The organism is Burkholderia sp. 9120, from assembly GCF_000745015.1.
In the GTDB taxonomy this organism is placed as follows: Bacteria; Pseudomonadota; Gammaproteobacteria; order Burkholderiales; family Burkholderiaceae; genus Paraburkholderia.
This window is the reverse complement of sequence record NZ_JQNA01000002.1, coordinates 2,853,277-2,878,093: the sequence shown is the minus strand read 5'-3', so window position 1 is coordinate 2,878,093 and position 24,817 is coordinate 2,853,277. Positions and strand designations below refer to the sequence as shown.

The 24,817-nt window shown below is 62.9% G+C and carries 21 protein-coding genes; 16 read left to right on the top strand and 5 right to left on the bottom strand.

The features are described from left to right. Positions 1–20: 20 nt before the first annotated feature. From paaB to FA94_RS20965, 7 genes are all read left to right on the top strand, one after another. Positions 21–305, top strand: coding sequence for a 1,2-phenylacetyl-CoA epoxidase subunit PaaB (gene paaB, locus FA94_RS20995; RefSeq protein ID WP_035554712.1), 285 nt, complete (start codon positions 21–23; stop codon positions 303–305). An 8-nt stretch (positions 306–313) separates the two neighbouring features. After that, on the top strand, positions 314–1,117 hold the full coding sequence (gene paaC, locus FA94_RS20990; RefSeq protein WP_035554710.1) for a 1,2-phenylacetyl-CoA epoxidase subunit PaaC: 804 nt from the start codon (positions 314–316) through the stop codon (positions 1,115–1,117). A 70-nt stretch (positions 1,118–1,187) separates the two neighbouring features. Further along, positions 1,188–1,730: a 1,2-phenylacetyl-CoA epoxidase subunit PaaD gene (paaD, locus tag FA94_RS20985; protein ID WP_035554708.1), complete on the top strand. Its 543-nt coding sequence runs from the start codon at positions 1,188–1,190 to the stop codon at positions 1,728–1,730. Position 1,731: 1 nt separating this feature from the next. Next, the gene (gene paaE / locus FA94_RS20980) at positions 1,732–2,820 is read left to right on the top strand and encodes a 1,2-phenylacetyl-CoA epoxidase subunit PaaE (RefSeq protein ID WP_035554707.1); all 1,089 of its coding nucleotides are present in this window, start codon (positions 1,732–1,734) and stop codon (positions 2,818–2,820) included. A 144-nt stretch (positions 2,821–2,964) separates the two neighbouring features. Next, positions 2,965–3,777, top strand: a complete 813-nt coding sequence (locus FA94_RS20975) for a DUF1835 domain-containing protein (protein WP_035554705.1) — start codon at positions 2,965–2,967, stop codon at positions 3,775–3,777. Positions 3,778–3,791: 14 nt separating this feature from the next. Beyond that, a complete protein-coding gene (locus FA94_RS20970; RefSeq protein WP_035554703.1) occupies positions 3,792–4,400 on the top strand; it encodes a TetR/AcrR family transcriptional regulator in 609 nt (202 codons plus the stop codon). 242 nt (positions 4,401–4,642) lie between these two features. Continuing rightward, positions 4,643–5,311, top strand: coding sequence for a GNAT family N-acetyltransferase (locus FA94_RS20965; protein WP_035554701.1), 669 nt, complete (start codon positions 4,643–4,645; stop codon positions 5,309–5,311). A 109-nt stretch (positions 5,312–5,420) separates the two neighbouring features. Here the strand turns inward: FA94_RS20965 and FA94_RS20960 are convergent, their stop codons facing one another. Then, a complete protein-coding gene (locus tag FA94_RS20960) occupies positions 5,421–5,918 on the bottom strand; it encodes an Lrp/AsnC family transcriptional regulator (protein WP_035554699.1) in 498 nt (165 codons plus the stop codon). Between the two features lie 179 nt (positions 5,919–6,097). Between FA94_RS20960 and hppD the strand changes: the two genes are divergently transcribed. Next, positions 6,098–7,195 carry a 4-hydroxyphenylpyruvate dioxygenase gene (gene hppD, locus FA94_RS20955; protein WP_035554695.1) on the top strand — a complete coding sequence of 366 codons (1,098 nt, stop codon included), beginning with the start codon at positions 6,098–6,100 and terminating at the stop codon, positions 7,193–7,195. A 175-nt stretch (positions 7,196–7,370) separates the two neighbouring features. Here hppD and FA94_RS20950 read toward each other — a convergent pair whose 3' ends face one another. After that, positions 7,371–7,571, bottom strand: coding sequence for a hypothetical protein (locus FA94_RS20950; RefSeq protein WP_035554693.1), 201 nt, complete (start codon positions 7,569–7,571; stop codon positions 7,371–7,373). Between the two features lie 357 nt (positions 7,572–7,928). On the opposite strand from FA94_RS20950, the gene FA94_RS20945 reads away from it, so the two are divergent. Beyond that, entirely contained in the window at positions 7,929–11,528 is a 3,600-nt protein-coding gene (locus tag FA94_RS20945; RefSeq protein ID WP_035554691.1) for an indolepyruvate ferredoxin oxidoreductase family protein, read from the top strand. 107 nt (positions 11,529–11,635) lie between these two features. Here the strand turns inward: FA94_RS20945 and FA94_RS20940 are convergent, their stop codons facing one another. Both FA94_RS20940 and FA94_RS20935 read right to left on the bottom strand, forming a co-directional pair. Next, positions 11,636–13,918, bottom strand: a complete 2,283-nt coding sequence (locus FA94_RS20940) for an NADP-dependent malic enzyme (protein WP_035554689.1) — start codon at positions 13,916–13,918, stop codon at positions 11,636–11,638. Positions 13,919–14,220: 302 nt separating this feature from the next. Next, positions 14,221–15,462, bottom strand: a complete 1,242-nt coding sequence (locus FA94_RS20935) for an MFS transporter (protein WP_035554687.1) — start codon at positions 15,460–15,462, stop codon at positions 14,221–14,223. 422 nt (positions 15,463–15,884) lie between these two features. On the opposite strand from FA94_RS20935, the gene FA94_RS20930 reads away from it, so the two are divergent. Beyond that, on the top strand, positions 15,885–16,571 hold the full coding sequence (locus FA94_RS20930; RefSeq protein ID WP_035554684.1) for an orotate phosphoribosyltransferase: 687 nt from the start codon (positions 15,885–15,887) through the stop codon (positions 16,569–16,571). A 162-nt stretch (positions 16,572–16,733) separates the two neighbouring features. Here the strand turns inward: FA94_RS20930 and FA94_RS20925 are convergent, their stop codons facing one another. After that, entirely contained in the window at positions 16,734–17,423 is a 690-nt protein-coding gene (locus tag FA94_RS20925; protein ID WP_035554682.1) for a response regulator, read from the bottom strand. 263 nt (positions 17,424–17,686) lie between these two features. Between FA94_RS20925 and FA94_RS20920 the strand changes: the two genes are divergently transcribed. The 6 genes from FA94_RS20920 to FA94_RS20895 all read left to right on the top strand — a co-directional run bounded on the left by FA94_RS20920 (position 17,687) and on the right by FA94_RS20895 (position 24,595). Continuing rightward, on the top strand, positions 17,687–18,289 hold the full coding sequence (locus tag FA94_RS20920) for a YbhB/YbcL family Raf kinase inhibitor-like protein (RefSeq protein ID WP_035554680.1): 603 nt from the start codon (positions 17,687–17,689) through the stop codon (positions 18,287–18,289). Positions 18,290–18,603: 314 nt separating this feature from the next. Continuing rightward, a complete protein-coding gene (locus FA94_RS20915; protein ID WP_035554678.1) occupies positions 18,604–19,179 on the top strand; it encodes a flavodoxin family protein in 576 nt (191 codons plus the stop codon). Positions 19,180–19,456: 277 nt separating this feature from the next. Next, positions 19,457–20,404, top strand: coding sequence for an N-acetyl-gamma-glutamyl-phosphate reductase (gene argC, locus FA94_RS20910; protein ID WP_035554676.1), 948 nt, complete (start codon positions 19,457–19,459; stop codon positions 20,402–20,404). A gap of 497 nt (positions 20,405–20,901) precedes the next feature. Next, complete coding sequence (locus FA94_RS20905; protein ID WP_035554674.1) at positions 20,902–22,254, top strand: DUF2957 domain-containing protein; 1,353 nt, start codon at positions 20,902–20,904, stop codon at positions 22,252–22,254. A 99-nt stretch (positions 22,255–22,353) separates the two neighbouring features. After that, positions 22,354–23,598: a DUF2957 domain-containing protein gene (locus tag FA94_RS20900; protein WP_035554672.1), complete on the top strand. Its 1,245-nt coding sequence runs from the start codon at positions 22,354–22,356 to the stop codon at positions 23,596–23,598. A 172-nt stretch (positions 23,599–23,770) separates the two neighbouring features. Continuing rightward, a complete protein-coding gene (locus FA94_RS20895; protein WP_035554670.1) occupies positions 23,771–24,595 on the top strand; it encodes an OmpW/AlkL family protein in 825 nt (274 codons plus the stop codon). The last annotated feature ends 222 nt before the right edge of the window (positions 24,596–24,817 follow it).

The window sequence follows — 24,817 nt, the reverse complement described above, 5'->3', positions numbered from 1 at the left end:
ACAGCATCAGGAGATCAGCAATGAACAAGGAATGGCCGATTTGGGAAGTCTTCGTGCGCAGCAAGCAGGGACTCGACCATAAACACTGCGGCAGCCTGCACGCCGCTGACGCGCCGATGGCGCTGCGCATGGCGCGCGACGTCTACACGCGCCGCCAAGAAGGCGTGAGCATCTGGGTGGTGCCGTCTTCGGCGATCACGGCGTCGTTGCCGGCAGACAAGGCAGAGCTGTTCGAACCGGCGGGCGACAAGATTTACCGCCATCCGACGTTCTACACGCTCCCCGACGAAGTCAACCACATGTAAGCGCGGCCATGGATATCACGCCCCAACATCTCCAATACGTACTGCGTCTCGCGGATACCGCGCTGATTCTCGGTCAGCGCAATACCGAATGGTGCGGCCACGGCCCTATCCTCGAAGAGGACATTGCGCTGTCGAACATGAGCCTCGATCTGATCGGCCAGGCGCGTCTGCTGTACACGCACGCCGCGTCGCTCGAACAGCAGGTCACCGGCAAGACCCGCACGGAAGACGACTACGCGTACTTCCGCGCCGAGCGCGAATTCGCCAACTACACGCTCGCCGAGCTGCCGCATGTCGGTCCGCTGTGTGGCACCGCGCAAGCCGAGAAGGATTACGCCGTTACGATCGTGCGCAATTTCCTGTATTCGACGCTGATGGCGCATCTGTGGACGGCGCTGACCGCGTCCCCGGACGAGCAACTGGCCGCGATCGCGTCGAAGTCGATCAAGGAAACGAGCTACCACGTACATCACGCAAGCGAGTGGCTGATCCGTTTCGGCGACGGCACCGACGAATCGCATCGCCGCGCGCAAGCCGCGCTCGACTACCTGATGCCTTACACCCGCGAGTTTTTCAGCGCGGACGCCGTGGAGGAGACGATCGCGGCGGCCGGCATCGGCCCGTTGACGTCGGATCTCGAAGCCGCCTGGCTCGACGACGTGCGCGCCACGCTCGACGAAGCCACGCTGAGCCTGCCCGAAGCGGTCAAGCACATCACGACCGGCAAGCACGGCGAGCATTCCGAGCACATGGGCTTTGTGCTGGCCGAAATGCAGAGCCTCGCGCGCCAGCATCCCGGCGCCACCTGGTGACGCGGCTTAAGCCAAGCGACCTAAGCCAAGCGACTTGACCCAAGCGATTTAACCCAACGGTAAAGCGACGATGACGACCTCGACAGCCACTTACAGCACCGACGCTACGCTCGATCACGCGTGGGCCGTGCTCGAAACGGTGCCCGATCCGGAGATTCCGGTGGTGTCGATTCGCGAGCTTGGCATTCTGCGCGACGTGCGGCGCGCCGCCGACGGCGCGCTCGAAGTCGTCATCACGCCGACCTACTCGGGCTGCCCGGCGATGTCGCAGATCGCCGAGGACGTCGCGCACGCGCTCGACGTCGCGGAACTGAAGCCTTACCGGATTTCCACCGTGCTCGCGCCGGCCTGGACCACCGACTGGATGACCGCCGACGCCCGCGAAAAGCTGCGCGCCTACGGCATCGCGCCGCCCACCGGCAACTGCGGTTCGGCCGCGGCGCCGCAAGAAAAAGTAATGCGCTTCGTGCCGCGCGCGCTGCCCGCGCCGTCGTGTCCGCGCTGCGGCTCGGCGCATACCGAACGTCTCGCGCAATTCGGCTCGACCGCCTGCAAAGCCCTGTACCGCTGCATCGACTGCCGCGAACCCTTCGACTACTTCAAACCATACTGATATGGCCACCCCGCAATTCCACTCGCTGCGTATCCGCGAAGTACGGCCCGAAACCGCCGACGCGGTCTCGGTCGCCTTCGAAGTCCCCGTCGAACTGCGCGATCACTATCGCTTCACGCAGGGCCAGTTCGTCACGCTGAAAACGCATTTCGACGGTGAGGAAACGCGCCGCTCGTATTCGATCTGCGTCGGCGTCACCGATTACGACCGCGACGGCGAACTGCGCATCGGCATCAAGCGCGTACGTGGCGGGCGTTTCTCGAACTTCGCGTTCGACACGCTGCAGCCCGGCCACACGATCGACGTGATGACGCCGGACGGCCGCTTCTTCACGCATCTGAACGCCGATCAGGGCCAGCAATACCTGGCGTTTTCGGGCGGTTCGGGCATCACGCCGGTGCTGGCGATCATCAAGACGACGCTCGAAATCGAGCCGCGCAGCACGTTCACGCTGGTGTACGGCAACCGCAGCGTCGATCAGATCATGTTCGCGGAAGAGCTCGAGGATCTGAAGAACCGCTTCATGAACCGCTTCGTGCTGTATCACGTGCTGTCCGACGATCTGCAGGACGTCGAGCTGTTCAACGGCGTGCTCGACCAGCAGAAGTGCGCGGCCTTCATTGAAAATCTTCTGCCCGCGGATGCGATCGACGAAGCCTTCATCTGCGGTCCCGCACCGATGATGGACGCCGCCGAAGCCGCGTTGAAAGCCGCCGGCGTGCCGCAGGAAAAGGTCCACGTGGAGCGCTTCGGTTCGCCGCTGCCGCAAGCGGGCGTACCGGCCGTCGAAATCACCGAAGACACGCCGGCCGCCGAGCTGGAGATCGTGCTCGACGGCAAACGGCGCAAGCTGCGCCTGCCGTATCAAGGCGTCAGCGTGCTGGATGTCGGGCTGAAGGCCGGGCTCGCGCTGCCTTATGCGTGCAAGGGCGGCGTCTGCTGCACCTGCCGCGCCAAGGTGCTGGAAGGCGAAGTGAAGATGGACAAGAACTACACGCTTGAAGAGCAGGAAATCCGCGATGGTTTCGTGCTGACCTGCCAATGCCATCCGATCAGCGATCGCGTGGTGGTGAGCTACGACGAACGGTAAATCGTACACGGCACGCGGGCAGGAACGACGCCCGCAATCCTTTGAGCCGTTCCACGATCCGCTTACACTAGGGGCCGCTCACGATCGGACACCTGTTCCGGTCGTCGAGCGGCCCCTTTTTGTCAACTGCCGAAGCCACTGCCGATGAGCACGATCCACCTCACCAACGGCGACGTCGCCGCCGAGTCACTGCGCACCGCGCTGCAGCAAGCGGGCCGCGACGATCGCGTGCATGCGTTGCGCGACGATCTGGCGGTCGGCCCGTTGCGCGGTGCCGACGACACGCCCGACGTGCGCGCGGACTTCTGGGAACGGGTCAGCGCGGACACGAAGCGCGATTTCCTGCGCGAATTCCGCGAGCAGGGCGCGACGCTGGACGCGATTGCGCGCGGCGAAGCGAACCTCGTGGTCTGGCACGGCGACAGCGCCGCCGATCAACTGATGCTCCGTCGCGTCTGCTATTACCTGCGCAACAATCCGCAGCGGCTGAACGAAGTGCGTCTGTCGATTCGCGACCTCACCGATCCGGGCGCATGGGCGCACAGCCGCAAAGATCACGCGACGTCCGTCGGCATGTTCGCACCCGACGTGCTGCAAGCGCGCCTCCCGGACGCGGCGCCGATTTCCGTGCTGCGCATTAGCCGGCTGGCGCTCGAATGGCAAGAAGTCAAACACGCGAACGGCGAAACCCGCCGGTGGCGTGACAACACGTTCACGAGCGGCCATTTCGCCGATCTGGACGCGCTGATTCTCGAACATATCGCCGACGGCTGGCAGCCCGCCGCGCACGTCGCCGCCGAACTGATGGCCGCCGAACTGGGCTTTCTGGTCAGCGACAACATGGTGCTGTGGCGCTTGCGCGAGCTGTCCGCGACCCGGCGCATCCGGCTGCGCGGCGATGCGAACACCTGGCGCACGCTGGAATTGTGCGCGGTGCTCGCTCCCTGTCCACACTAATAAAATCAACGACCATGGCCCGCACCCGAGCGCCCGACCACGAAACCCAGCGCGAACAGATTCTCGAACTCGCCGCAGCGAAATTCGCCCAGACCAGCTATCCGAGCACGTCGATGGCGGATCTGGCCGCCGCGAGCGGCACCTCGAAAGCGCGCCTGTACCACTACTACGCGAGCAAGGAAGCGATCCTGTTCGATCTGCTCGACCGCTACACGAAGCGGCTGATGCTGATCATCGCCGAGGTGGAAGGCGCGAGCCAGCGCCGCGGCCTGACGGAGCGGGAAACCTTCGCCGAACTGATTCGCGCGTTTCTGTCCGAGTACGAGACGTCGCATAGCCGGCACGTGGCGCTGTTGAACGACGTGAAGTATCTGGTCGACACCCAGCGCGAGGTGATTCTGAACCGCCAGCGCGACGTGGTCGCGGCGTTCGCGCGGCAATTGGCGCGGGCGTATCCGGAGCGCGCCACGCGCGACAACCAGACCGCGCTGACCATGATGGTGTTCGGCATGATCAACTGGACCTTCACCTGGCTCAAGCCGGACGGCCGGATGAACTACACCGAATTCGCCGAGCAGGTGGTAAATATGGTGGACCACGGATTAAGCTCGACACCCGCCTGATGACGCAAAGCAGCAATATTCATATGAAATAAAGGCTTGCCCGTCGCGTAGGTGTGGCATTGAGTCATGAACGCCCGTTCATTTTATTTTTCGTGATGAATCAACATCCTAAAAATAGGGCGCAATATTTTTAGGCATTTAACTCAAAACGAGATACGGGTTTTCCCTAGGCTCAGGGTCGGCTTTCCGCTAAAATGATTTTTGCGGTGCACCACGCCGCTTGATCCAAGGAGAACCCGACCATGAACTTGATTACACCCCGCGTTGCTGAGCAGATCGTTCCGCGCGATCCGTTGTCGCAACCTGCCGGTCGTGCGCCTGCTCTGGTCCGTGAACTCACCGCGGTCGACCGCGAGCGGCTGCTGACCCACTTCCTCGCGCTCGGCGAAGACGACCGCCTGCTGCGCTTCGGCCAGATCGTGCCGAACCACGTGATCGAAAACTACGTCCGCGCAATCGACTTCACGCGCGACACGGTGTTCGGCGTATTCAACAGCCAGTTGCAACTCACCGGCGTCGGCCATCTGGCGTATCTGCCGGCCGAAGGCGACAAGCGCACCGCCGAATTTGGCGTCTCGGTGCTGGAAAGCGTGCGCGGCCAGGGCATCGGCTCGAAGCTGTTCGAGCGCGCCGCCATTCGCAGCCGCAATACGCACGTCAGCTCGCTGTACATGCATTGCCTGTCGCGCAACTCGACCATGATGCACATCGCGAAAAAGGCCGGCATGAAGATCGAATACGCGTACGGCGAAGCCGACGCTTATCTGACGCTGCCGCCGGCGGATCAATCGAGCATCATCGCCGAGATGCTGCAGGAGCAGGCCGCCGTGTTCGACTACGCCATGAAGCGCCAAGCGCGTCAGGCGTCGAAACTGTTCGAATCGTTTATGCCGACCGCCGCCGCGGCCTGAGGCTGAGCAGCAAACGCTTCGGCGCAATGACAGAGGGCAGCCCAATGGCTGCCCTTTTTGTTTGGCCTGCGCGTTTTTTCCGTTCGCGGGTTGCGGTCCCGCATCGCGCCTACAAAATAGGCAGCGCCGTGGTCTCTTTGATCGTGTCGAGCGAGAAGCTCGTCTTGACGTCGATCACCGACGGATGGTGCAGCAGTTGATCCTGCATGAAGCGGGAAAAGTGCGCCATATCCTCTACCTGAACACGCAGCAGATAGTCCATGTCGCCCGTCATTGCGTGGCATGCGACCACTTCGGGCCATGTCTGCACGGCCGCGCGAAACTGATCCGCGTGCGTGACGTCGCCGCGCGGACGAGGCGCCGGCCCGCCACGCTTTTCCAGCCGCACGTTCACGTACGCGAGCAGATCCAGCCCGAGCCGCTGCGCATCCAGTAGCGCGACATAGCCGCGGATCACGCCGCACTCTTCCAGCCGACGAATCCGCCGCAGACACGGACTCGGCGACAGGTTCACGCACTCGGCGATCTCCTGATTCGACAGCCGGCCATTCTCCTGAAGGACCGCCAGAATGCGCCTGTCGATGGCGTCCATCTCTAAATCGGCCATTTTCTGCCTTCCATGTGAGTTACTGCGCTAGAAAATAGCGCCAGCGTATCCACACGTGCTTTATTTCGCAAGTTTTCGCCGTGATGACGCCTTTACACTGGCGTCATCCGAATCGCGCTCAACACCCCTTCCCCACTCGCACAACGCGCCGGCGCACTTCAGGAATCAGGAGACAGACCATGCAGGTTTCAACTTGGGACAATCCCGTCGGCACCGACGGCTTCGAATTCATCGAATACACCGCCCCGGATCCGGTTGCGCTCGGCAAGCTGTTCGAACAGATGGGCTTCACCGCCGTCGCGCGGCATCGCCATAAGAACGTGACGCTGTATCGCCAGGGCGAGATCAACTTTATCGTCAACGGCGAACAGGATTCGTTCGCGCAACGCTTCACGCGCCTGCACGGCCCGTCGATCTGCGCGATCGCGTTCCGCGTTCAGGACGCCGCCAAGGCCTATCAGCAGGCAGTCGAAAAAGGCGCCTGGGGTTTCGACAACAAGACCGGCCCGATGGAACTGAACATTCCGGCGATCAAGGGTATCGGCGACTCGCTGATCTATTTCGTCGACCGTTGGCGCGGCAAGAACGGCGCGGACGCGGGCAGCATCGGCAACATCGATATTTACGACGTCGACTTCGAACCGATTCCGGGCGCAAACCCGAATCCGGTCGGCCACGGCCTCACCTATATCGACCACCTGACGCACAACGTCCATCGCGGCCGCATGGATGAATGGGCGGAGTTCTACGAGCGCCTGTTCAACTTCCGCGAAGTGCGTTACTTCGACATCGAAGGCAAGGTGACCGGCGTGAAGTCGAAGGCGATGAGCTCGCCGTGCGGCAAGATCCGGATTCCGATCAACGAGGAAGGCTCGGAAACGGCCGGCCAGATTCAGGAATACCTCGACGCGTATCGCGGCGAAGGCATTCAGCACATTGCGCTCGGCAGCAATGACATCTACCGTACCGTGGACGGTCTGCGCACCGCGAACATTTCGCTGCTCGACACGATCGACACGTACTACGAGCTGGTCGATCGCCGCGTGCCGAACCACGGCGAGCCGCTCGAGGAACTGCGCAAGCGCAAGATCCTGATCGACGGCGCGCCGGACGACCTGCTGCTGCAGATCTTTACCGAAAACCAGATCGGCCCGATCTTCTTCGAGATCATTCAGCGCAAGGGCAATCAGGGCTTCGGCGAAGGCAACTTCAAGGCACTGTTCGAATCGATCGAACTGGATCAGATTCGCCGCGGCGTGGTGCAGGACAAGGTCTGACAGCCAGATTGAGTTGAGGTGAGCCGGTGCGCGCAACCCGCGCACGGCCGATAAGAAGAAAGGGCGAGGATCTTGCGATCCCCGCCCTTTTTTTGCACCGCGTATTTGCACCGTTATCTCAACAGGATCAACGGCTAGTTATCCAACGACATCGACACACCGCTCGGGCGGTGCATCACGAATTCTGGTCTTCCTCGTCGTCCTTGCTGGAGCGCGTAACGCGTTCCATGGCGATGCTCGCGGGCGCCACTTGCGCCGTACGGGTCACCGCGTTCGACAACGCCCCCGCACTACCCGTGCTCGAGCGTACCGGTGCGCTCATTGCGAAAAAAGCGGCCGATACCATCAGGAAGGTCTGGATGTTTCTCGTGTTCATGCGTACTCCTTTTTCTAACTGCCCTGCTGTCGTGAAGCTCCACCGAATGCGGAGCGTTGCGCTGACATTGCTCGCAGGTGGGGGTTAGACAGGTATTTCAACTACGGTTCCGTGAATTTGTAGTTTTTACAGCTTGTTACATGCTCGTCGTCAAAGATTGCCACGCGTCGCAATGCAGAGCGCATCAATGCGCCAAATCCCTTGCAGCGCAGCATTTTTGGCGCACTGCGGCGGGTTTTCACCAGTGCTACCATCACTTAAAACACGTCAATATGGCGACCCCGGGCACAAGCATTCAAAAGATGCCGAGGCCCAAAAAGTTTTGGTGATCCCAAACTGGTTGGAGGAGTACACATAATGAATGCCCCGCTAGACGCAGGTCAGCGAGCCTCGCTCGAAGCTGCCTTGTCTTCCGTCACGCTCGACGACAAATACACCCTCGAACGCGGCCGCGCGTATATGAGCGGCATCCAGGCGCTAGTGCGTCTGCCGATGCTGCAGCAGGAACGCGACCGTGCAGCCGGACTCAATACGGCCGGTTTCATCTCCGGCTACCGTGGATCGCCGCTCGGCGGACTCGACCAATCCTTGTGGAAAGCGAAGCAGCATCTCGCCGCGCATCAGGTCGTGTTCCAGCCCGGCGTCAACGAAGACCTCGCGGCAACCGCCGTCTGGGGTTCGCAGCAGGTCAATCTGTATCCCAGCGCCAAATACGACGGCGTGTTCTCGATGTGGTACGGCAAGGGCCCCGGCGTCGACCGTTCCGGCGACGTCTTCAAGCACGGCAACTCGGCCGGCTCCGCGCAGCACGGCGGTGTGCTGGTGCTGGCCGGCGACGACCACGCGGCCAAGTCCTCCACGCTTGCGCACCAGTCCGAACACATCTTCAAGGCGTGCGGCCTGCCGGTGCTGTTCCCGTCGAACGTGCAGGAATATCTCGACTTCGGTCTGCACGGCTGGGCCATGAGTCGCTACTCCGGCCTGTGGGTCGCGATGAAGTGCGTGACCGACGTGGTCGAATCGTCGGCGTCGGTCGACATCGATCCGCACCGCACCAAAATCATCCTGCCGGAAGACTTCGCGATGCCCGAGGGCGGCCTGAATATCCGCTGGCCGGATTCGCCGCTGGTGCAGGAAGCGCGTCTGCTCGACTACAAGTGGTACGCGGCGCTCGCCTACGTGCGCGCCAACAAGCTGGACCGCGTCGAAATCGATTCGCCGCATGCGCGCTTCGGCATCATGACCGGCGGCAAGGCGTATCTGGACGTGCGTCAGGCGCTGACCGACCTCGGTCTCGACGACGAAACCTGCTCGCGCATCGGCATCCGGCTCTATAAGGTCGGCTGCGTGTGGCCGCTCGAAGCGCAAGGCGCGCATGCTTTCGCGAAGGGCCTCGACGAAATTCTCGTGGTCGAGGAAAAGCGCCAGATTCTCGAATACGCGATCAAGGAAGAGCTGTACAACTGGCCGGATGCGCAACGTCCGCGTGTGTTCGGCAAGTTCGACGAGAAAGACGGCGCCGGCGGCGAATGGTCGGTGCCGATGGGTAACTGGCTGCTGCCCGCACATTACGAACTGTCGCCCGCGATCATCGCCAAGGCGATCGCCACGCGGCTGGACAAGTTCGATCTGCCGTCGGACGTGCGTGCGCGTATCGCATCGCGCATCGCGGTGATCGAAGCGAAGGAAAAAGCACTGGCCCGTCCGCGCGTCGAAGCCGAACGCAAGCCGTGGTTCTGCTCGGGCTGCCCGCACAACACGTCGACCAATGTGCCGGAAGGTTCGCGCGCCATGGCCGGCATTGGCTGCCACTACATGACGGTGTGGATGGACCGCAGCACCAGCACCTTCAGCCAGATGGGCGGCGAAGGCGTGGCGTGGGTCGGTCAGTCGCCCTTCACTAACGACAAACACGTGTTCGCCAACCTCGGCGACGGCACCTACTTCCACTCGGGGCTGCTGGCGATTCGCGCGGCGATCGCCTCGAAGGTGAACATCACCTACAAGATTCTCTATAACGACGCGGTTGCGATGACGGGTGGCCAACCGGTCGACGGCGTGCTGACCGTGCCGCAGATCACGCATCAGCTCGCCGCCGAAGGCGCAACCAAGATCGTGATCGTCACCGACGAGCCGGAGAAGTATTCGGCGAACGTCGGTCTGGCGCCGGGCATCGACATTCACCATCGCGACAAGCTCGACGAGATCCAGCGTCAACTGCGCGAAGTGTCGGGCACCACGATCCTGATTTATGACCAGACCTGCGCGACCGAAAAGCGCCGCCGTCGCAAACGCGGCACGTATCCGGATCCGGCACGCCGCGTGGTGATCAACGACGCGGTCTGCGAAGGCTGCGGCGATTGCTCGGTGAAGTCGAACTGCCTGTCGGTCGAGCCGCTCGATACCGAATTCGGCACCAAGCGCCAGATCAACCAGTCGACCTGCAACAAAGACTTCTCGTGCGTGAACGGTTTCTGCCCGAGCTTCGTCTCGGTGGAAGGCGGTCAGTTGCGTAAGCCGAAGGCCGCCTCGGGCGCCGCCGGCGACACCCTGCCGCCGGTGCCCGAACCCGAACTGCCGTCCATGGAACGTCCGTACGGCGTGCTGGTGACGGGCGTCGGCGGGACAGGCGTGGTCACGATCGGCGCGTTGCTCGGCATGGCCGCGCATCTGGAGAACAAGGGCGTCACGGTGCTCGACGTCACCGGCCTCGCGCAGAAGGGCGGCGCCGTGATGAGCCACGTGCAGATCGCCAAGCATCCGGCCGACATCCACGCCACCCGCATCGCCATGGGCGAAGCGAGTCTCGTGATCGGCTGCGACGCGATCGTCACGGCCAGCGACGAATGCGTGTCGCGGATGCAGGTGGGCCGCACGCGCGTCGTGCTGAACAGCGCGCACACGCCGACCGCCGACCTGATCAAGAACCCGAACTGGCGCTTCCCGGGCAGCAGCACGGAAGCCGACGTGCGCGCCGGTGCGGGCGAAGACGGTGTCGATACGGTCGACGCGAATCACTTCGCGCTCGCGCTGCTCGGCGACGCGATCTACACGAACCCATTCGTGCTCGGCTACGCATGGCAACGCGGCTGGGTGCCGTTGACGTATCAGTCGCTGATGCGCGCCATCGAACTCAACAACGTGCAGGTCGACAAGAACCGCGCGGCTTTCGAGTGGGGCCGTCGCGCCGCGCACGATCTGGCTGCGGTGCGCAAGCTGGTACAGGCGCAAGGCAATGGCGTGAAGGCGGAAACGGCGAGCAGCAAGATCATCTCGCTGCACACCCCGAAGGCGCTCGACACGCTGATCGACAAGCGCGCCGACTACCTCACGGCATGGCAGAACGCCGCGTACGCGGACCGTTATCGCGCGCTGGTGTCACAGGTGCGGGTGGCGGAATCGGCGCTCGATTCGATCGACAGCCAGTTGCCGTTGACCGAAACCGTCGCGAAGAACCTGCATAAGCTGATGGCGTACAAGGACGAGTACGAAGTCGCGCGTCTGTACAGCGACCCGGCGTTCATCGACAAGCTGAAGGCGAATTTCGAAGGTGACTGGAAGCTGCATATTCACCTCGCACCGCCGACCTTCTCGAAGAAAGACGCTCACGGCCATCTGGTCAAGAAGAAGTACGGTCCGTGGGTGTTCAGCGCGATGCATGTGCTGGCCAGGTTCAAGTTCCTGCGCGGCACCGCGTTCGACGTGTTCGGCAAGACGGAAGAGCGTCGCACCGAGCGGGCGTTGATCGGCGAGTACGAAGCGCTGGTGCGTGAGCTGATCGGCGGGCTGACCACGCAGAAGCGTGAACTCGCGGTGGAGTTGGCGAATCTGCCGGACGGCATCCGCGGCTACGGTCACGTGAAGGAAAATAACCTGAAGGGCGTGCGCATCAAGTGGAACGAATTGCTGGCGCGCTGGCGTTCGCCTGAAGCCGGCAAGACGCAACACGCGGCTTGAATAAGCGGCTTGAATGGCTCGAATGATTTGATGCAGGCCGGTTAGCTTGCAAATAAAAAGGCGGCGGTCCTCACGGACCGCCGCCTTTTCTCATTTCAACGCCTGGCTTACTGCGCGCTCACCCGCTTACGCGCGTTGGCCGATGCCACCGCCGTCATGTTGATGATCCGGCGCACGGTCGCGGCCGGCGTCAGGATATGTACCGGCTTTTCCGCGCCCAGCAGGAACGGACCGACCGTCACGCCTTCGCCGCCGATCATCTTCAGCAGGTTGTACGTGATGTTCGCCGCTTCCACGTTCGGCATGATCAGCAGGTTCGCTTCGCCGCTCAGCGTCGTGCCCGGGAACGCCGCCTTGCGCACCGCTTCCGACAACGCCGCGTCGCCGTGCATTTCACCGTCGATTTCCAGCGTCGGCGCACGTTCCGCGATCAGCTTGCGAGCCGCCGCCATGCGTTGCGACGACGACGACGGCGCGCTGCCGAAGTTCGAGTTCGACAGCAACGCCACCTTCGGCGTGATACCGAACTTCTCGATTTCGCGCGCAGCCAGCATGGTCATGTCGGCGAGTTGCTCGGCGGTCGGCGTTTCGTTCACGTACGTGTCGCAGATGAACAGATTGCGGCCCGGCAGCATCAGCAGGTTCATTGCGGCGAAGTTCTGCACGTCTTCCGCCTTGCCCAGCACCTGCTCGATGAAGTTCAGATGCGCGTGGTACTGGCCGATCATGCCGCAGATCATGCCGTCCGCTTCGCCGAGGCGCACGAGGATCGCGCCGATCAGCGTGTTGAACTTGCGCATGGCGGCTTTCGCGACGTCCGGCGTGACGCCTTCGCGCGCGCCGACTTCGTGATAAGCCTGCCAGCATTGCTGATAGCGCGGATCGTCTTCCGGATCGACGATCTCGAAGTCTTCGCCACACTTCAGCTTCGAGCCCATCTTCTTCAGACGCATCTCGATCACCGACGGACGGCCGACCAGAATCGGCTTGGCGATCTTTTCCAGCAGCACGAATTGCGCGGCGCGCAGCACGCGCTCGTCTTCACCTTCGGCGAACACGATGCGCGCCGGCTCCGCCTTGGCGGCCTGGAACACCGGACGCATCACCATGCCGGTGCGGTACACGGTCGTGCCGAGTTCTTCGCGGTACGCGTCCATATCTTTGATCGGACGGGTCGCGACACCCGAGTCCATGGCCGCTTGTGCGACGGCCGGCGCGATCTTGATGATCAGGCGCGGATCGAACGGCTTCGGAATCAGGTACTCCGGACCGAATTCGAGCGAGTGGCCTTCGTAGGCCTTCGCGACTTCATCGCCCTGGTCGGTTTCTTCGGCCAGCTCGGCAATCGCGCGCACGCACGCGAGCTTCATTTCTTCCGTGATCGTGGTCGCGCCGACATCCAGCGCGCCGCGGAAGATAAACGGGAAGCACAGCACGTTGTTGACCTGATTCGGGTAGTCCGAACGGCCGGTCGCGATGATGCAGTCCGGGCGCACGCGCCTGGCTTCTTCCGGGCGGATTTCCGGCTCCGGATTGGCCAGCGCGAGAATCAGCGGCTGGGTGCCCATTTCGACGACCATTTCCGGCTTCAGCACGCCCGCGCTCGAGCAACCGAGGAACACGTCGGCGCCGCGGATCGCGTCAGCCAGTGTGCGTGCTTCGGTGTTCGCCGCGTAACGTTCCTTCGACGGATCGAGGTTGCCGCGACCTTCGTAGATCACGCCCTTCGAGTCGGTGACGAGCACGTTCTTCTTCGACAGGCCGAGGTTCACCAGCAGATCCAGACACGCGATCGCCGCAGCGCCCGCGCCGGAGCACACCAGCTTCACTTCGTCGAGCTTCTTGCCGACCACTTTCAGGCCGTTCAGGATCGCCGCCGACGCGATGATCGCCGTGCCGTGCTGGTCGTCGTGGAAAACCGGAATCTTCATGCGCTCGCGCAGCTTCTTCTCGATGTAGAAGCATTCCGGCGCCTTGATATCTTCGAGGTTGATGCCGCCGAGCGTGGGCTCGAGCATGGCGATCGCTTCAACGAGCTTGTCCGGATCGGACTCGGACAGTTCGATGTCGAACACGTCGATGCCGGCGAACTTCTTGAACAGACAGCCCTTGCCTTCCATGACCGGCTTCGCCGCGAGCGGGCCGATGTTGCCGAGGCCGAGCACAGCCGTGCCGTTCGTGATCACGCCGACCAGGTTGCCGCGCGAGGTGTACTTCTGCGCGTCGAGCGGGTCTTCGTAGATCGCCATACAGGCCGCGGCGACACCCGGCGAGTACGCGAGCGACAGGTCGAGCTGGTTGGACAGCGGCTTGGTAGGCGTGACCGAGATCTTGCCGGGTTTCGGAAACTGGTGGTATGCGAGAGCGCTTTGCTTAAGTTGTTCGTCCATTTTTTGGCCTGCGAGACGTAAGTAATTGGGCCCGGCATACCGCACCGCTGACGACGCTTCCACCTATCGAATGGATGATCGACTGAGACGGCTGACGCGTGCGCCGGTTAGGCGCGGCGTCGAACCTCAGCGGAGGACAAGACGGTGCGGAGTGCTACGCGGGTCGGTTAGTGTACACCCCGAATGAGTCGATGCACTGAGTGGTTAATCCGGCTCACCATCGGCGAAACAATGGTGCAGCGCCGCATCCGGCGGGCATTTGACGGGGGTCATGCGAGGGGCAATGCGCGGGCCGTTCGAGCTTAGTCGAGCTCGGCGCCGCGTCGTTCGGCAATCAGGAAAAGTGTCGCGAAGATGTCGAGCAGATAGATCGACGCGAGCAACGCCAACGCGGCGCCGAACGAATAGCGCGCGGCCAGCGCGCCCACCACGACCGGCCCGAAACCACCCACCGCCCGGCCGATGTTCAACAGCACGTTCTGCGCGGTGGCGCGCGCCTCGGTCGGATAGAGCTCGGAAATCAACGCACCGTATCCGCCGATCATCCCGTTGACGAACACACCCATCGCCGCGCCGCCGATCAGCAGCGCCGACGGCGTCGTGAGGTGCGCGTAGACGAACACCATCACGACGGCCCCGGCCTGGTAAAACAGAAATGTCGGCTTGCGGCCGAAGCGGTCGGCGGCGATACCGAACAGCCAGATGCCGGCCGCCATGCCGAGCACCGTCACCGCGGTCCACACGCCGGATTTGGTCAGCGAGTAGCCGAAGGTCTTCGACAGATAGCTCGGTAGCCAGATCATCAGCCCGTAATAGCCGAAGTTCTGCACCGAACAGAGAATCACGACGCCGATGCTGGCGCGCGTGGTGCGGCCATCGGCAACCAGTCGTTTTAGCGGCAGCTTGCGCGTGCCGAATGTGCTTCGTGCAACGCGTTCGGTGAACAGCGCCGGCTCCTCGACGCGGCGGCGCACGAAAAACGACACGACCGCGGGCAGCAACCCGAGCGCAAACATGCCGCGCCAGCCGATCACCGGCAACAGCAGCGGCGTCAGCAACGCGGCCGCCAGCACGCCGAGCTGCCACCCCAGGCCGACATACGACGAGACGCGCGCCCGCTGCGACGCCGGCCACGCTTCGGCCACCAGCGTCATGCCAATGCCGAACTCGCCGCCGAGCCCGATTCCCGCGATGGTCCGGTAGGCCAGCAGGTCCGTATAACCTTGCGCCAGCGCGCACAGGCCGGTGAACACGGCGAAGATCAGGATCGTCCACGTCAGCATCCGCACGCGGCCGAAATAGTCGCTCAATACGCCGAAAATCAACCCGCCCGCGACGGCGCCGATCAGCGTCCACGTCACGAGCGAGCCCGCCTGCGCGGAACTCAGATGCAGATCGGCGGCGATCACCGGCAGCATGAAACCGAGGATCAGCAGATCGAAACCGTCCATCGCGTAACCGAGCACCGAGGCAATCAACGCGCGTCCGGCATAGCCTTGTTTAGCCGATGCGCGGGAGTCGGTGGCGGAGGAGGCGGCAGTCATCGAAAGCATTCCGTAGGTCAAGGGGCGCTAAAGCGATCAGCCGCCCGGGAAATTCGCGTGAGTGTAAAGGCGGCTTCCGTGGCTCACAAGCCGACGCAAAAAAGGCGCGGCGAGACACGCTATACACCACGCGGAAAGCCGGTGAAACGCACGCGCCGAGCAAGTCGCGTCGAAGCCGGCCAGACTCGGCCAGAGGCGCCGTTATGACCGCCATTCGGCGCCGCACCGCACAACGGCCTCCTCGAAAGAGCCCGTTTCGGGTAAAATGTCGGGCTACGCGCGCAGCAAAAACCGACCTGCACTCCACTGGCCGGCAGCGTATTCGCCTATCAGGGCGCCGCCCGTCAGGGCGGACATACTCCACTTGCTGCGCCACCGGGCCCCGCGCCCGCTTCTCCCCGCTCACACCCAAGGATCCGCCCATGACAGGCTTCGATCGCCAGACGATCTCCGACACGACCGCCAAGATGCTGCTGGAAGTTCAGGCAGTGCACTTCAACGCGGAGAAACCGTACATTTTCACGTCCGGCTGGGCGAGCCCGGTTTACATCGACTGCCGCAAGCTGATCTCGTATCCGCGCGTGCGCCGTGGCCTGATGGAAATGGCTGAAAGCACCATTCTGCGCGACGTCGGCTATGAGCAGATCGACGCGGTGGCCGGTGGCGAAACCGCCGGCATCCCGTTCGCGGCCTGGCTGTCCGATCGCCTGATGGTGCCGATGCAATACGTGCGCAAGAAGCCGAAGGGTTTCGGCCGTAACGCGCAGATCGAAGGTCTGCTGACCGAAGGTCAACGCGTGCTGCTGGTCGAGGACCTGACCACCGACAGCCGCAGCAAGATCAACTTCATCAACGCGCTGCGCACCGCCGGCGCGACGGTGAACCACTGCTTCGTGCTGTTCCACTACAACATCTTCAAGGAAAGCGTGTCGGTGCTGAAAGACATTGACGTCGATCTGCACGCGCTTGCCACGTGGTGGGACGTGTTGCGCGTCGCCAAGGAAAACAACTACTTCGACACGAAGACGCTCGACGAAGTGGAAAAATTCCTGCACGCACCGGCTGAATGGTCGGCTGCGCACGGCGGCGCCAACGCGACGCCGCAGTAAGCATCTCAGTTAAGCGCTACGGTCCTTTGCGGACCGGTTAAGCGGGCTTAATGCAAAAGGGCTGCCTGTCGACAAGACAGGCAGCCCTTTTTTCGTTTCGCGCGGTTTCATGCGGTTAAGCGGTGTGCGCGCACCCGCTCATGCCCGACCGGGCGCGCGTTGCTAAGACGCTTCGCCGGTATCTTCCACCGAACTGGACGACAGATTCAGCAGCCCATTGCTTTGCGCATACTGGAACAATTCGGAATCACGCTCGATACCGAGCTTGCGCATGGCCGTGTTCTTCTGCGTGCTGATCGTCTTGATGCTGCGGTTGAGTTGCTCCGAGATTTCCTTGATCGTCATGCCGGACACGAAGCGGCGCACCACCTCGAGTTCGCGCCGCGACAACATCACTTCGTCGGTCTTGCCGCCGGCGTTCATGCGCAGCGCGTCCAGCGAAGCTTTGACGGACGGGCTCATGTATTCGAGCTTGCGGCTAACGTGCTGCACCGCAAGGCCAATATGACTCAGATCGTCGGACTTGTTGACCACCGACGTCACGCCAAGCTCGCTCAGTCGCTTCAGCAACGCGGCGTTCTCCAGCATGGTTAGCACGACGATGGGCAGGTTGGGGAAATTGCGGCGCAAATAACCGATGAGCGGCAGCCCGTCGCCGTACTGTCCGCCTGGCATGGCGAGATCGGTGACGAGCACGTCGCAGGCTACGGTTTGCAGCACCTTGATCAATTCTGTGGATTGCCGCGCACGCGCGACGACCTGCAGCCCGGGAAACTTGAGCAAAGCCTGCTCGGCGCCGAACAGAATTACCGGATGGTCGTCGGCGACCACGACCCTGACTGGATCTTGCATTGCCCTCCCCTCGACGGTTAAAACTCTCTCCAGAACTTCTGACATGCTTTTCTATTGTAGGAATTCAATCGGATGAAAACGCGGCAGTACTGGCGCGGACAATTCCTCCGACTATAGCCGATATTCCATCCGCAAATTCCAGCCAACGACAACAATGATGTGTCGCAGAGCTAATGTTAGACATGATTCGACCTGGGGGCACAAAATAGGGACAATGATGATGCGAGGACGACCGCCTCGCGCCCTGACAGGAGAACCGGCACATGCGCTCGCGTTGCCTGGTTGTTTCGCTTGTTTCGCCGTTCCGCCGTACGCCGTCCTTCCTCTGCGCCGCGCTGGGTGTCGCGCTGCTTGCGGCGCATAGCCCGAACGCGCTATCCGAGAACGCATTCACGCTAACCAGCGCGAGCTTCCACGCGGGCGGCACGGTGGCGGACGCTCAGGTTTTCAATCAGGACGACTGCAAAGGCGGCAATCGCTCGCCGCAACTCACATGGCACGACGCGCCGCCCGGAACGCGCAGCTTCGCTGTCACGATGTACGACGAAGACGCGCCCGGCCGCGGCTGGTGGCACTGGGCGGTAGCCGGCATTCCCGCCAGCGTGCAGAGCTTGCCGGAGAACGCGAGCTTTTCGGGCTTCCTCAGCAAACTGGGCGCGGTTGAAGCGCGCAACGATTTCGACGTCGACGGTTATGGCGGCCCGTGTCCGCCGCCAGGCAAACCTCACCGGTATATCGTCACCGTGTATGCGCTGAGCACCGCCGATCTGCGGCTCGCGCAAGGCCGTCCCGCGCTGATGTTCGATCACGAGATCGGCACCGCCACGCTCGGCAGCGCGCGGATGGTGGTGAACTACGGGCGGTGATGCGGGCTGCGCACGGATAACGCCGTGCCGGGCGCGATTAACCGCGCGGGCGGCGGCGGCCGGCGGCATGGCCAGGCTCAGGTAAGACCCAGCACCGAGCAAAGCGAACACGGTTTATCCGCCGTCAATGACCGCCACGAAATCCGCGTTGGCCTGCGGCTTGCATCGGATTGCCGTCCGCGTGGAATTTCTGTCATCCGCGCACGCTAATGTGCCGGGGAGCGCTATGCGCGATGCTTCGGTGTTGCCGCATCGCCTGTGTGCGCACCATTGCCGTGCCCTATCCCATCCTTTTTCCTTTGCCGGAGAATGCCATGTCGAAGATCGTCATCGTTTATCACAGCGGCTACGGCCACACGAAGAAAGTCGCCGAAGCCGTGCTGGCGGGCACCCTCGAAGCCGGCGCCGAGGCGCGCCTGCTGCCGGTCGGCGAAATCGACGACGCCGGTTGGGCGGAACTGGCCACGGCCGACGCGATCATCTTCGGCGCGCCGACCTACATGGGCGGCCCGTCCGCCGACTTCAAGAAATTCGCCGACGCGAGTTCCAAACCGTGGTTCGGCCAGACATGGAAGGACAAGATCGCCGCCGGCTTCACCAACTCGGCGACCATGAACGGCGACAAGTTCTCGACCATCCAGTACTTCGTCACGCTGGCGATGCAGCACAGCATGATCTGGGCGGGCACCGGCATGATGCCGTCGAACACCAAGGCAGCCACGCGCAACGATCTGAACTACGTGGGCGGCTTCACCGGTCTGCTGACGCAGTCGCCGGCGGATGCGTCGGCGGAAGAAGCACCGCCCGCCGGCGACCTGGAAACCGCACGGATGTTCGGCGCGCGCATTGCCGGCGTGACGGCGCGCTGGCTGGCCGGCGCGCCGCGCTAAGCCGCCGACTAACCGACTCACCGACTTACTGACGCACCGACGCACTGGCGCACTGGCGCACTGGCGCACCAACACATCGGCGCGACGCTGCCGCGAACCGGCCGACATCGGCGTGCATCTATGCTGTAACGGGTCACGCCGATGTCACTTTCAGCGCGCATCGCGCTTTTCTCAGCGCGCTTTTTTCACCCGTTTTGCACGCCCGCGACCGTCCGGTCTTAAAATAGCGTTCCGGCGCCAAGTCGCGCCCTGTTTCCAGCAAGCCAGTGAGATCGAGATGAGCACGAAAGTTTTTGTCGACGGACAGGAAGGCACGACCGGCCTGAAGATTTTTGAATACCTGTCGCAGCGCGCCGACGTTGAGATCCTGCGTATCGAAGAAGCGAAGCGCAAGGACATCGAAGAGCGCCGTCGTCTCATCAATGCGTCGGACGTCACGTTTCTGTGTCTGCCGGATGTGGCTTCGCGCGAATCCGCGTCGCTGGTCGACAATGAGCATACCGTGCTGATCGACGCGAGCACCGCGTTCCGCACGTCCGCCGACTGGGCGTACGGTTTGCCGGAACTGGCCCACTCGCAGCGCGAACGCCTGCGCAGCGCAAAACGTATCGCCGTGCCGGGCTGCCATGCGTCGGCCTTCGTGCTGGCCATGCGTCCGCTGGTTGAAGCCGGCGTGGTGCCGGCCGATTTCGCCGCGCACGCTTATTCAATTACCGGCTACAGCGGCGGCGGCAAGAAAATGATCGCCGACTACGAGGCCGGCGGTAACGACAAGCTCAAGAGCCCGCGTCCGTACGCGCTCGGCCTGACGCACAAGCATCTGCCGGAAATGGCCGCGCACACGGGGCTGAAGTCGGCGCCGGTGTTCACGCCGATCGTCGGCGATTTTTACAAGGGTCTGGCGGTCACCACGTTCTTCTCGCCGAGCCAACTGGCCAAGAAGACGACGCCGCAAGACGTGCAGGCGCTGTTCGCCGAGTACTACGCGGGCGAGGCCTTCGTGCATGTCGCGCCGTTCGACGCGGCAGCGAACCTGGACGACGGCTTCTTCGACGTGCAGGCGAACAACGACACCAATCGCGTCGACCTGTTCGTGTTCGGCAACGAGGAACGCTTCGTCACCGTCGCGCGTCTGGACAACCTGGGCAAGGGCGCGTCGGGCGCGGCGATCCAGTGTATGAACCTCGCCATCGGCACCGCGGAAGAAAGCGGTCTGAAACGCTAAACGGATTCAAGGAGACGGCGGCGCTTTCGCCGTTAATCCACCGCCCCGAAAAGCCGGTCTTCACAGACCGGCTTTTTTGTTTTTAAAAACATGCGCTTTGAATTCCACTTATCGGGTTTAATGAGTAGCAGCCCGTATTACTTAAAAAATCAAAATCGGACTGCTCTCCGTCGTGCGGTAATTCATTCCTGAAAATGACCCGCGTCGCATAGTTTTCCGCATAGGGAAACTCCGGACTTTTTCTCGAACGATCGTTCGAAGATGATAGGAGCATTTTGCTGAAACGCCTGCCTGGTAAGGCGCATGCGGGGAGGCGCCGAGACCGGCATATAGCTCGAATTTATTTTTTGTTTAAAAGGGTCGTCCGCGTCCACGCTGTCTGCGTCTGGCAAAACCCACACTGTTTGAATCGCGCTTTTTAGACGGCTCATTCAATTGACAGGCATTAAGCGCGCAGCGAAATTAGTTCGCACAATTACAGGAAGGGAGACAGCAGCATGGCGCACGCCATTACTCGAGGCCTGGCGTTGGCATTCGCCACGGCCCCATTGCTCATCGCATGCGGCGGCGGCAAAGCCGGCGATCCGGGCGCGGTCAACGCCCCGCAATGCTCGGGCGCGAGCTGTGGCGTGCAAGGTCCGCCGGCCTCGGGCACGTCGGCGTCGCTCTGTCCGGCAACCGCCGACATCGGCAACTCCACCTTCCTCGGTGGCGCAGGTAGTGGCGAAGTGGTCCAGTTGAACATCAACGCGACGGCCATGACGTACACGCTGAAATGGCTCGCGTCGCCGATTCCGTTGGCCACCGGCACGGTCTCGCCCACGCGCGCGGGCACGCAAATCGCCGGCGCGGTGATTCACCCGCCCACCGGCGCGCTGCCGACCGCCGAACAGATCCGCTGCGCGTTCATTCTCGGCGCGGGCACCGGCACCGCGTCGGACGGCACCACGTACACGACGCCCGACTTCGTCAACAACCCGAACCCGCCGATGATTCTGGTCGGCCAAGGCGTGGCTGGCGGCGGCATTCCCGGCGCGACGGTGCAATACGCGGGGATTTTGGGCATTGGCGCCGTGAACCTGCGGCACTTCGATTTCTATCCGTTCCTCGGTTTCGCCAGCACCACAACCGATATCACCAAGCTGCCCGGCACCTACAATGGCTTGCTGTATCACCTGTCGCCGACCGCGAACTATGAGACCGTCGCGACCAATTCCGTCGAAACCTTCGACGCCAGCGGCAACTGCACGTCGCCGAGTTCGAGCGGCTGCCTGTCGACCGGTAATGCGCTCACGCTCAACAGCAACGGCTACTTCGACAGCAGCAGCCCGCCGCAGATCGTGCCGAGCGGCGGTAGTCCGGCGCCGCTGCGCACCGGCAACTTCGGCACCGCGCACATGATCCTCGGTCAGGTCAACGGCGCCACGGTCCCGCTGGTGGTGCGCACCGGTTCGGTCAACACGAACACGCTGCAGATCGACGACGAATCCGGCATCGCCATGCTCGCCGCAGCCACCCCGCTCGCCTCGGGCGGTTTCGACGGCGGCTATGTCGGCGCGGATTCGAACTTCAAGTACACCGCGACGTTGATTCAGGGGGCGGTCGGCACGTTCATCAACCCGAGCACGTCGGGTGCGGAAAGCGGGTTCGGTCTCGGCTACGGGTTGCCGAGCCCTGGGCTGGTCGGCGTACAGGACACCAACGGCAAGACCGGCTTCGCGATCGCCTCGGGCGGCTTGTACGCGATCGTGATTCAGGGTGCGGAGAACGGCGGCATCACGTCGACCTCGGCCAACGCGGACACGCCGAGCACGCCGTACTTCGGCATCGGTGCGCAGATCAGCAAGTAAGCATCAGCAGCGAAGCACGAGCCGTACGCAACACCACTAAAGCAAAAGGTGGCCGGACTGAGAGCCGGCCACACACAACGAGAAAATTCTGGAGGCGGTATGAATTGGAGATTCCTTTCGGTGCTCGCTCTTGCAGCACCGTTGCTCGGGGCATGCGGCGGCGGCGGGGGCGGCGATGGGCCGGTGACGGAAGTGCGTCTGTGTCCTTCATCGCTCGACTACACCACCACGTTCACGGGCGGCGGCGGTGACGGGGAACTGGTCAAGCTGCAGCTCGACACGACCAAGATGACGTGGCAGATCAATTACGTCGAGTCGCCGATTCCGGCGACCACCGGCACCGTCGTACCGACGCGCGCGGGTCAAACCGCCAGCGGCACGCTGACCCAGGAAACCCTGCTGCCGACCAACAAGCTCAATCAATGCGCGTTCCGCCTCAACGGCGCGAGTCTCGACCCGACTCGTCCGGCGCGGATTTTCGTCGGCGAAGGGGTGGCGGGCGGCACGATTCCCGGTGCGGAAATCTCGTTCGGCGGGATTCTGGGTGTCGGCGCGGTGCCGGATACCACCTTCCCGTACTACCCGTTCATCGGTTTTTCGTCGATTGAAACGAATCTCGCGAACGTGGCCGGCACGTATAACCAGCTCGGCTATCACCAGGTGCCGTCGCAGAGCTTCGCGCCGGTCGCCGTCGATTCCAGGATCACGATCAACGCGGACGGTACGTGGACGGAGTGCGACAACTCCGGCATCAACGCCGGCAAATGTCAGCAGCCCGGCGGCAACTTCGCACCGGCCGCGGACGGCAGCGGCGCGTTCCAGACCAATAACTTCCTCGGTCAGGCAAAGCCGACGCTCGCGGCCACGCCGGAAGCACGCGGCTACATGATCGTCGGCAAGCTGCGCGGTCAACTCGTGCCGATCCTGGTGCGCACCGGCGCGGCGAACTCGTCGGTGACGGTGCCGCAAAACGGCGCGCTCGGGCCGTACGCGGACGACGAATCGGGCATCTCGATTCTGTCGCCGCAAACGTCGGTAACAGTGGGCTCGCAGAACGGCGAGTACATCGGTGTGGATAGCCAGTTCGACTATCGCACCACCGCGCTCACGGGCACCCAGGCCACGCTGCTCGATCCGTTCAACGCGTCGCAGGCATCGCTCGCGACGGCGCTGAATCTGGACTTCACGCAGGCCGTGCCGGGCGTGGTCGCGACGACGCAAGTGGGCGCCAGTACCGGCACCACGCCGACCGGCAAGATGATCTTCACGGGTGGCGTGTTCGGCTACCTCGATCTGACCAACGCGGCCTCGCCGTACTTCACGATCGGCGCCTTCGTCCAGTAATGGACGTGACCCGCGCCGCCAACCCGCAACGAGGCGTTCGCGCCCCGGCTGCCGCGCCCGATCAACGCGCGGCAGCCGGTGTCCACCGACTATCCAGCGCAACGGCCGGGCCGCCAACCCGCCGCCGCTCGACGCGCGCGATAGATGCAACGAGCGCCAGAGGAGAAACAACATGAAAAAAATCTGTCTCGCGATACTGACCGTTTGCCTGTCCGCCAGTGCCTATGCCCAACACGCGGGCGACAACGTCGCCGTGCTCGGCTGGTTTCACGTGATGCCGCAGGATTCGAGCACGCCGCTCACCACCAACGTCGCGCCGACGCCGATCAATACGCCGCTGCGTCTGCCGAGTTCGTTCACGTCGTCGGGCACGGGCTTGTCGACGGGGAGCGCCGATACGGTCGGCCTGGTGTTCAGCCATTACCTCACCGATCACATCGCCATCACGACGGTGGCGGGTGTGCCGCCGGTGTTCAAGATCTACGGCCACGGCACGATCAAGCCGCCGGGACCGGCGGGCGCGCTGGGTCAGCAGGATCTGGGCGACCCGCAGTCCAATCCGATCGTGAAAAGCGTGCGTCAGTGGAGCCCGGCGCTGCTGTTCCAGTACTACTTCAATGAACCGACGGCGAAGTTCCGGCCGTTCGTCGGTATCGGCGTGTCGTACAACTTCTTCTCGGATATTCAACTGAGCCCGAACTTCGTCACGTCGACGCAGAACAACCTCGGCGCCGTGCTGGCCGCGGGCGCCGGCAAGCCGGGCACGACGCAGGTGTCGGCGAAGGCGTCGTCGTCGTGGCAGCCGGTGTTCAATGCGGGTCTGGCGTACAACATCACCGATCACTGGGGTCTGGTGGCATCGGTCACGTACATTCCGCTGAAGACGACCTCGTCGGTCATCATCAAGGCGGCGGACGGCACCGAACTCGGCGTCTCCAAGGCGGACCTGAAAGCGGACCCGATCATTTCGTTCCTGGCGGTCTCGTACAAGTTCTGAGTCCGACGGCGCTCTGGCAAGCGGCCAGATAAGTCCGCGAATCGCAAACGACAAAGCCGGCGGCCCTGCGAAGGGGCCAGCCGGCTTTGTCGTTTGTCATTTCTGAAGCGCCCGGGAAATTCGGGGCAAAAAAAAGCCCGCCTAGTTTGGCGGGCTGAATCCATATCAGAGGAGACATGGAGGAGACAAGACGAACTATAGCAAATGGTTTGGTGCGGCGCA

Excerpts from the sequence above, each read along its gene's own strand:
- argC (WP_035554676.1), top strand. The coding sequence starts at position 19,457 with ATGAGCACGAAAGTTTTTGTCGACGGACAGGAAGGCACGACCGGCCTG.
- FA94_RS20940 (WP_035554689.1), bottom strand. The coding sequence starts at position 13,918 with ATGGACGAACAACTTAAGCAAAGCGCTCTCGCATACCACCAGTTTCCG.
- FA94_RS20935 (WP_035554687.1), bottom strand. The coding sequence starts at position 15,462 with ATGACTGCCGCCTCCTCCGCCACCGACTCCCGCGCATCGGCTAAACAA.
- FA94_RS20965 (WP_035554701.1), top strand. The coding sequence starts at position 4,643 with ATGAACTTGATTACACCCCGCGTTGCTGAGCAGATCGTTCCGCGCGAT.
- hppD (WP_035554695.1), top strand. The coding sequence starts at position 6,098 with ATGCAGGTTTCAACTTGGGACAATCCCGTCGGCACCGACGGCTTCGAA.
- paaE (WP_035554707.1), top strand. The coding sequence starts at position 1,732 with ATGGCCACCCCGCAATTCCACTCGCTGCGTATCCGCGAAGTACGGCCC.
- FA94_RS20925 (WP_035554682.1), bottom strand. The coding sequence starts at position 17,423 with ATGCAAGATCCAGTCAGGGTCGTGGTCGCCGACGACCATCCGGTAATT.
- FA94_RS20950 (WP_035554693.1), bottom strand. The coding sequence starts at position 7,571 with ATGAACACGAGAAACATCCAGACCTTCCTGATGGTATCGGCCGCTTTT.
- FA94_RS20960 (WP_035554699.1), bottom strand. The coding sequence starts at position 5,918 with ATGGCCGATTTAGAGATGGACGCCATCGACAGGCGCATTCTGGCGGTC.
- FA94_RS20975 (WP_035554705.1), top strand. The coding sequence starts at position 2,965 with ATGAGCACGATCCACCTCACCAACGGCGACGTCGCCGCCGAGTCACTG.
- FA94_RS20915 (WP_035554678.1), top strand. The coding sequence starts at position 18,604 with ATGTCGAAGATCGTCATCGTTTATCACAGCGGCTACGGCCACACGAAG.
- FA94_RS20895 (WP_035554670.1), top strand. The coding sequence starts at position 23,771 with ATGAAAAAAATCTGTCTCGCGATACTGACCGTTTGCCTGTCCGCCAGT.
- paaB (WP_035554712.1), top strand. The coding sequence starts at position 21 with ATGAACAAGGAATGGCCGATTTGGGAAGTCTTCGTGCGCAGCAAGCAG.
- FA94_RS20945 (WP_035554691.1), top strand. The coding sequence starts at position 7,929 with ATGAATGCCCCGCTAGACGCAGGTCAGCGAGCCTCGCTCGAAGCTGCC.
- paaC (WP_035554710.1), top strand. The coding sequence starts at position 314 with ATGGATATCACGCCCCAACATCTCCAATACGTACTGCGTCTCGCGGAT.
- paaD (WP_035554708.1), top strand. The coding sequence starts at position 1,188 with ATGACGACCTCGACAGCCACTTACAGCACCGACGCTACGCTCGATCAC.
- FA94_RS20905 (WP_035554674.1), top strand. The coding sequence starts at position 20,902 with ATGGCGCACGCCATTACTCGAGGCCTGGCGTTGGCATTCGCCACGGCC.
- FA94_RS20900 (WP_035554672.1), top strand. The coding sequence starts at position 22,354 with ATGAATTGGAGATTCCTTTCGGTGCTCGCTCTTGCAGCACCGTTGCTC.
- FA94_RS20970 (WP_035554703.1), top strand. The coding sequence starts at position 3,792 with ATGGCCCGCACCCGAGCGCCCGACCACGAAACCCAGCGCGAACAGATT.
- FA94_RS20930 (WP_035554684.1), top strand. The coding sequence starts at position 15,885 with ATGACAGGCTTCGATCGCCAGACGATCTCCGACACGACCGCCAAGATG.
- FA94_RS20920 (WP_035554680.1), top strand. The coding sequence starts at position 17,687 with ATGCGCTCGCGTTGCCTGGTTGTTTCGCTTGTTTCGCCGTTCCGCCGT.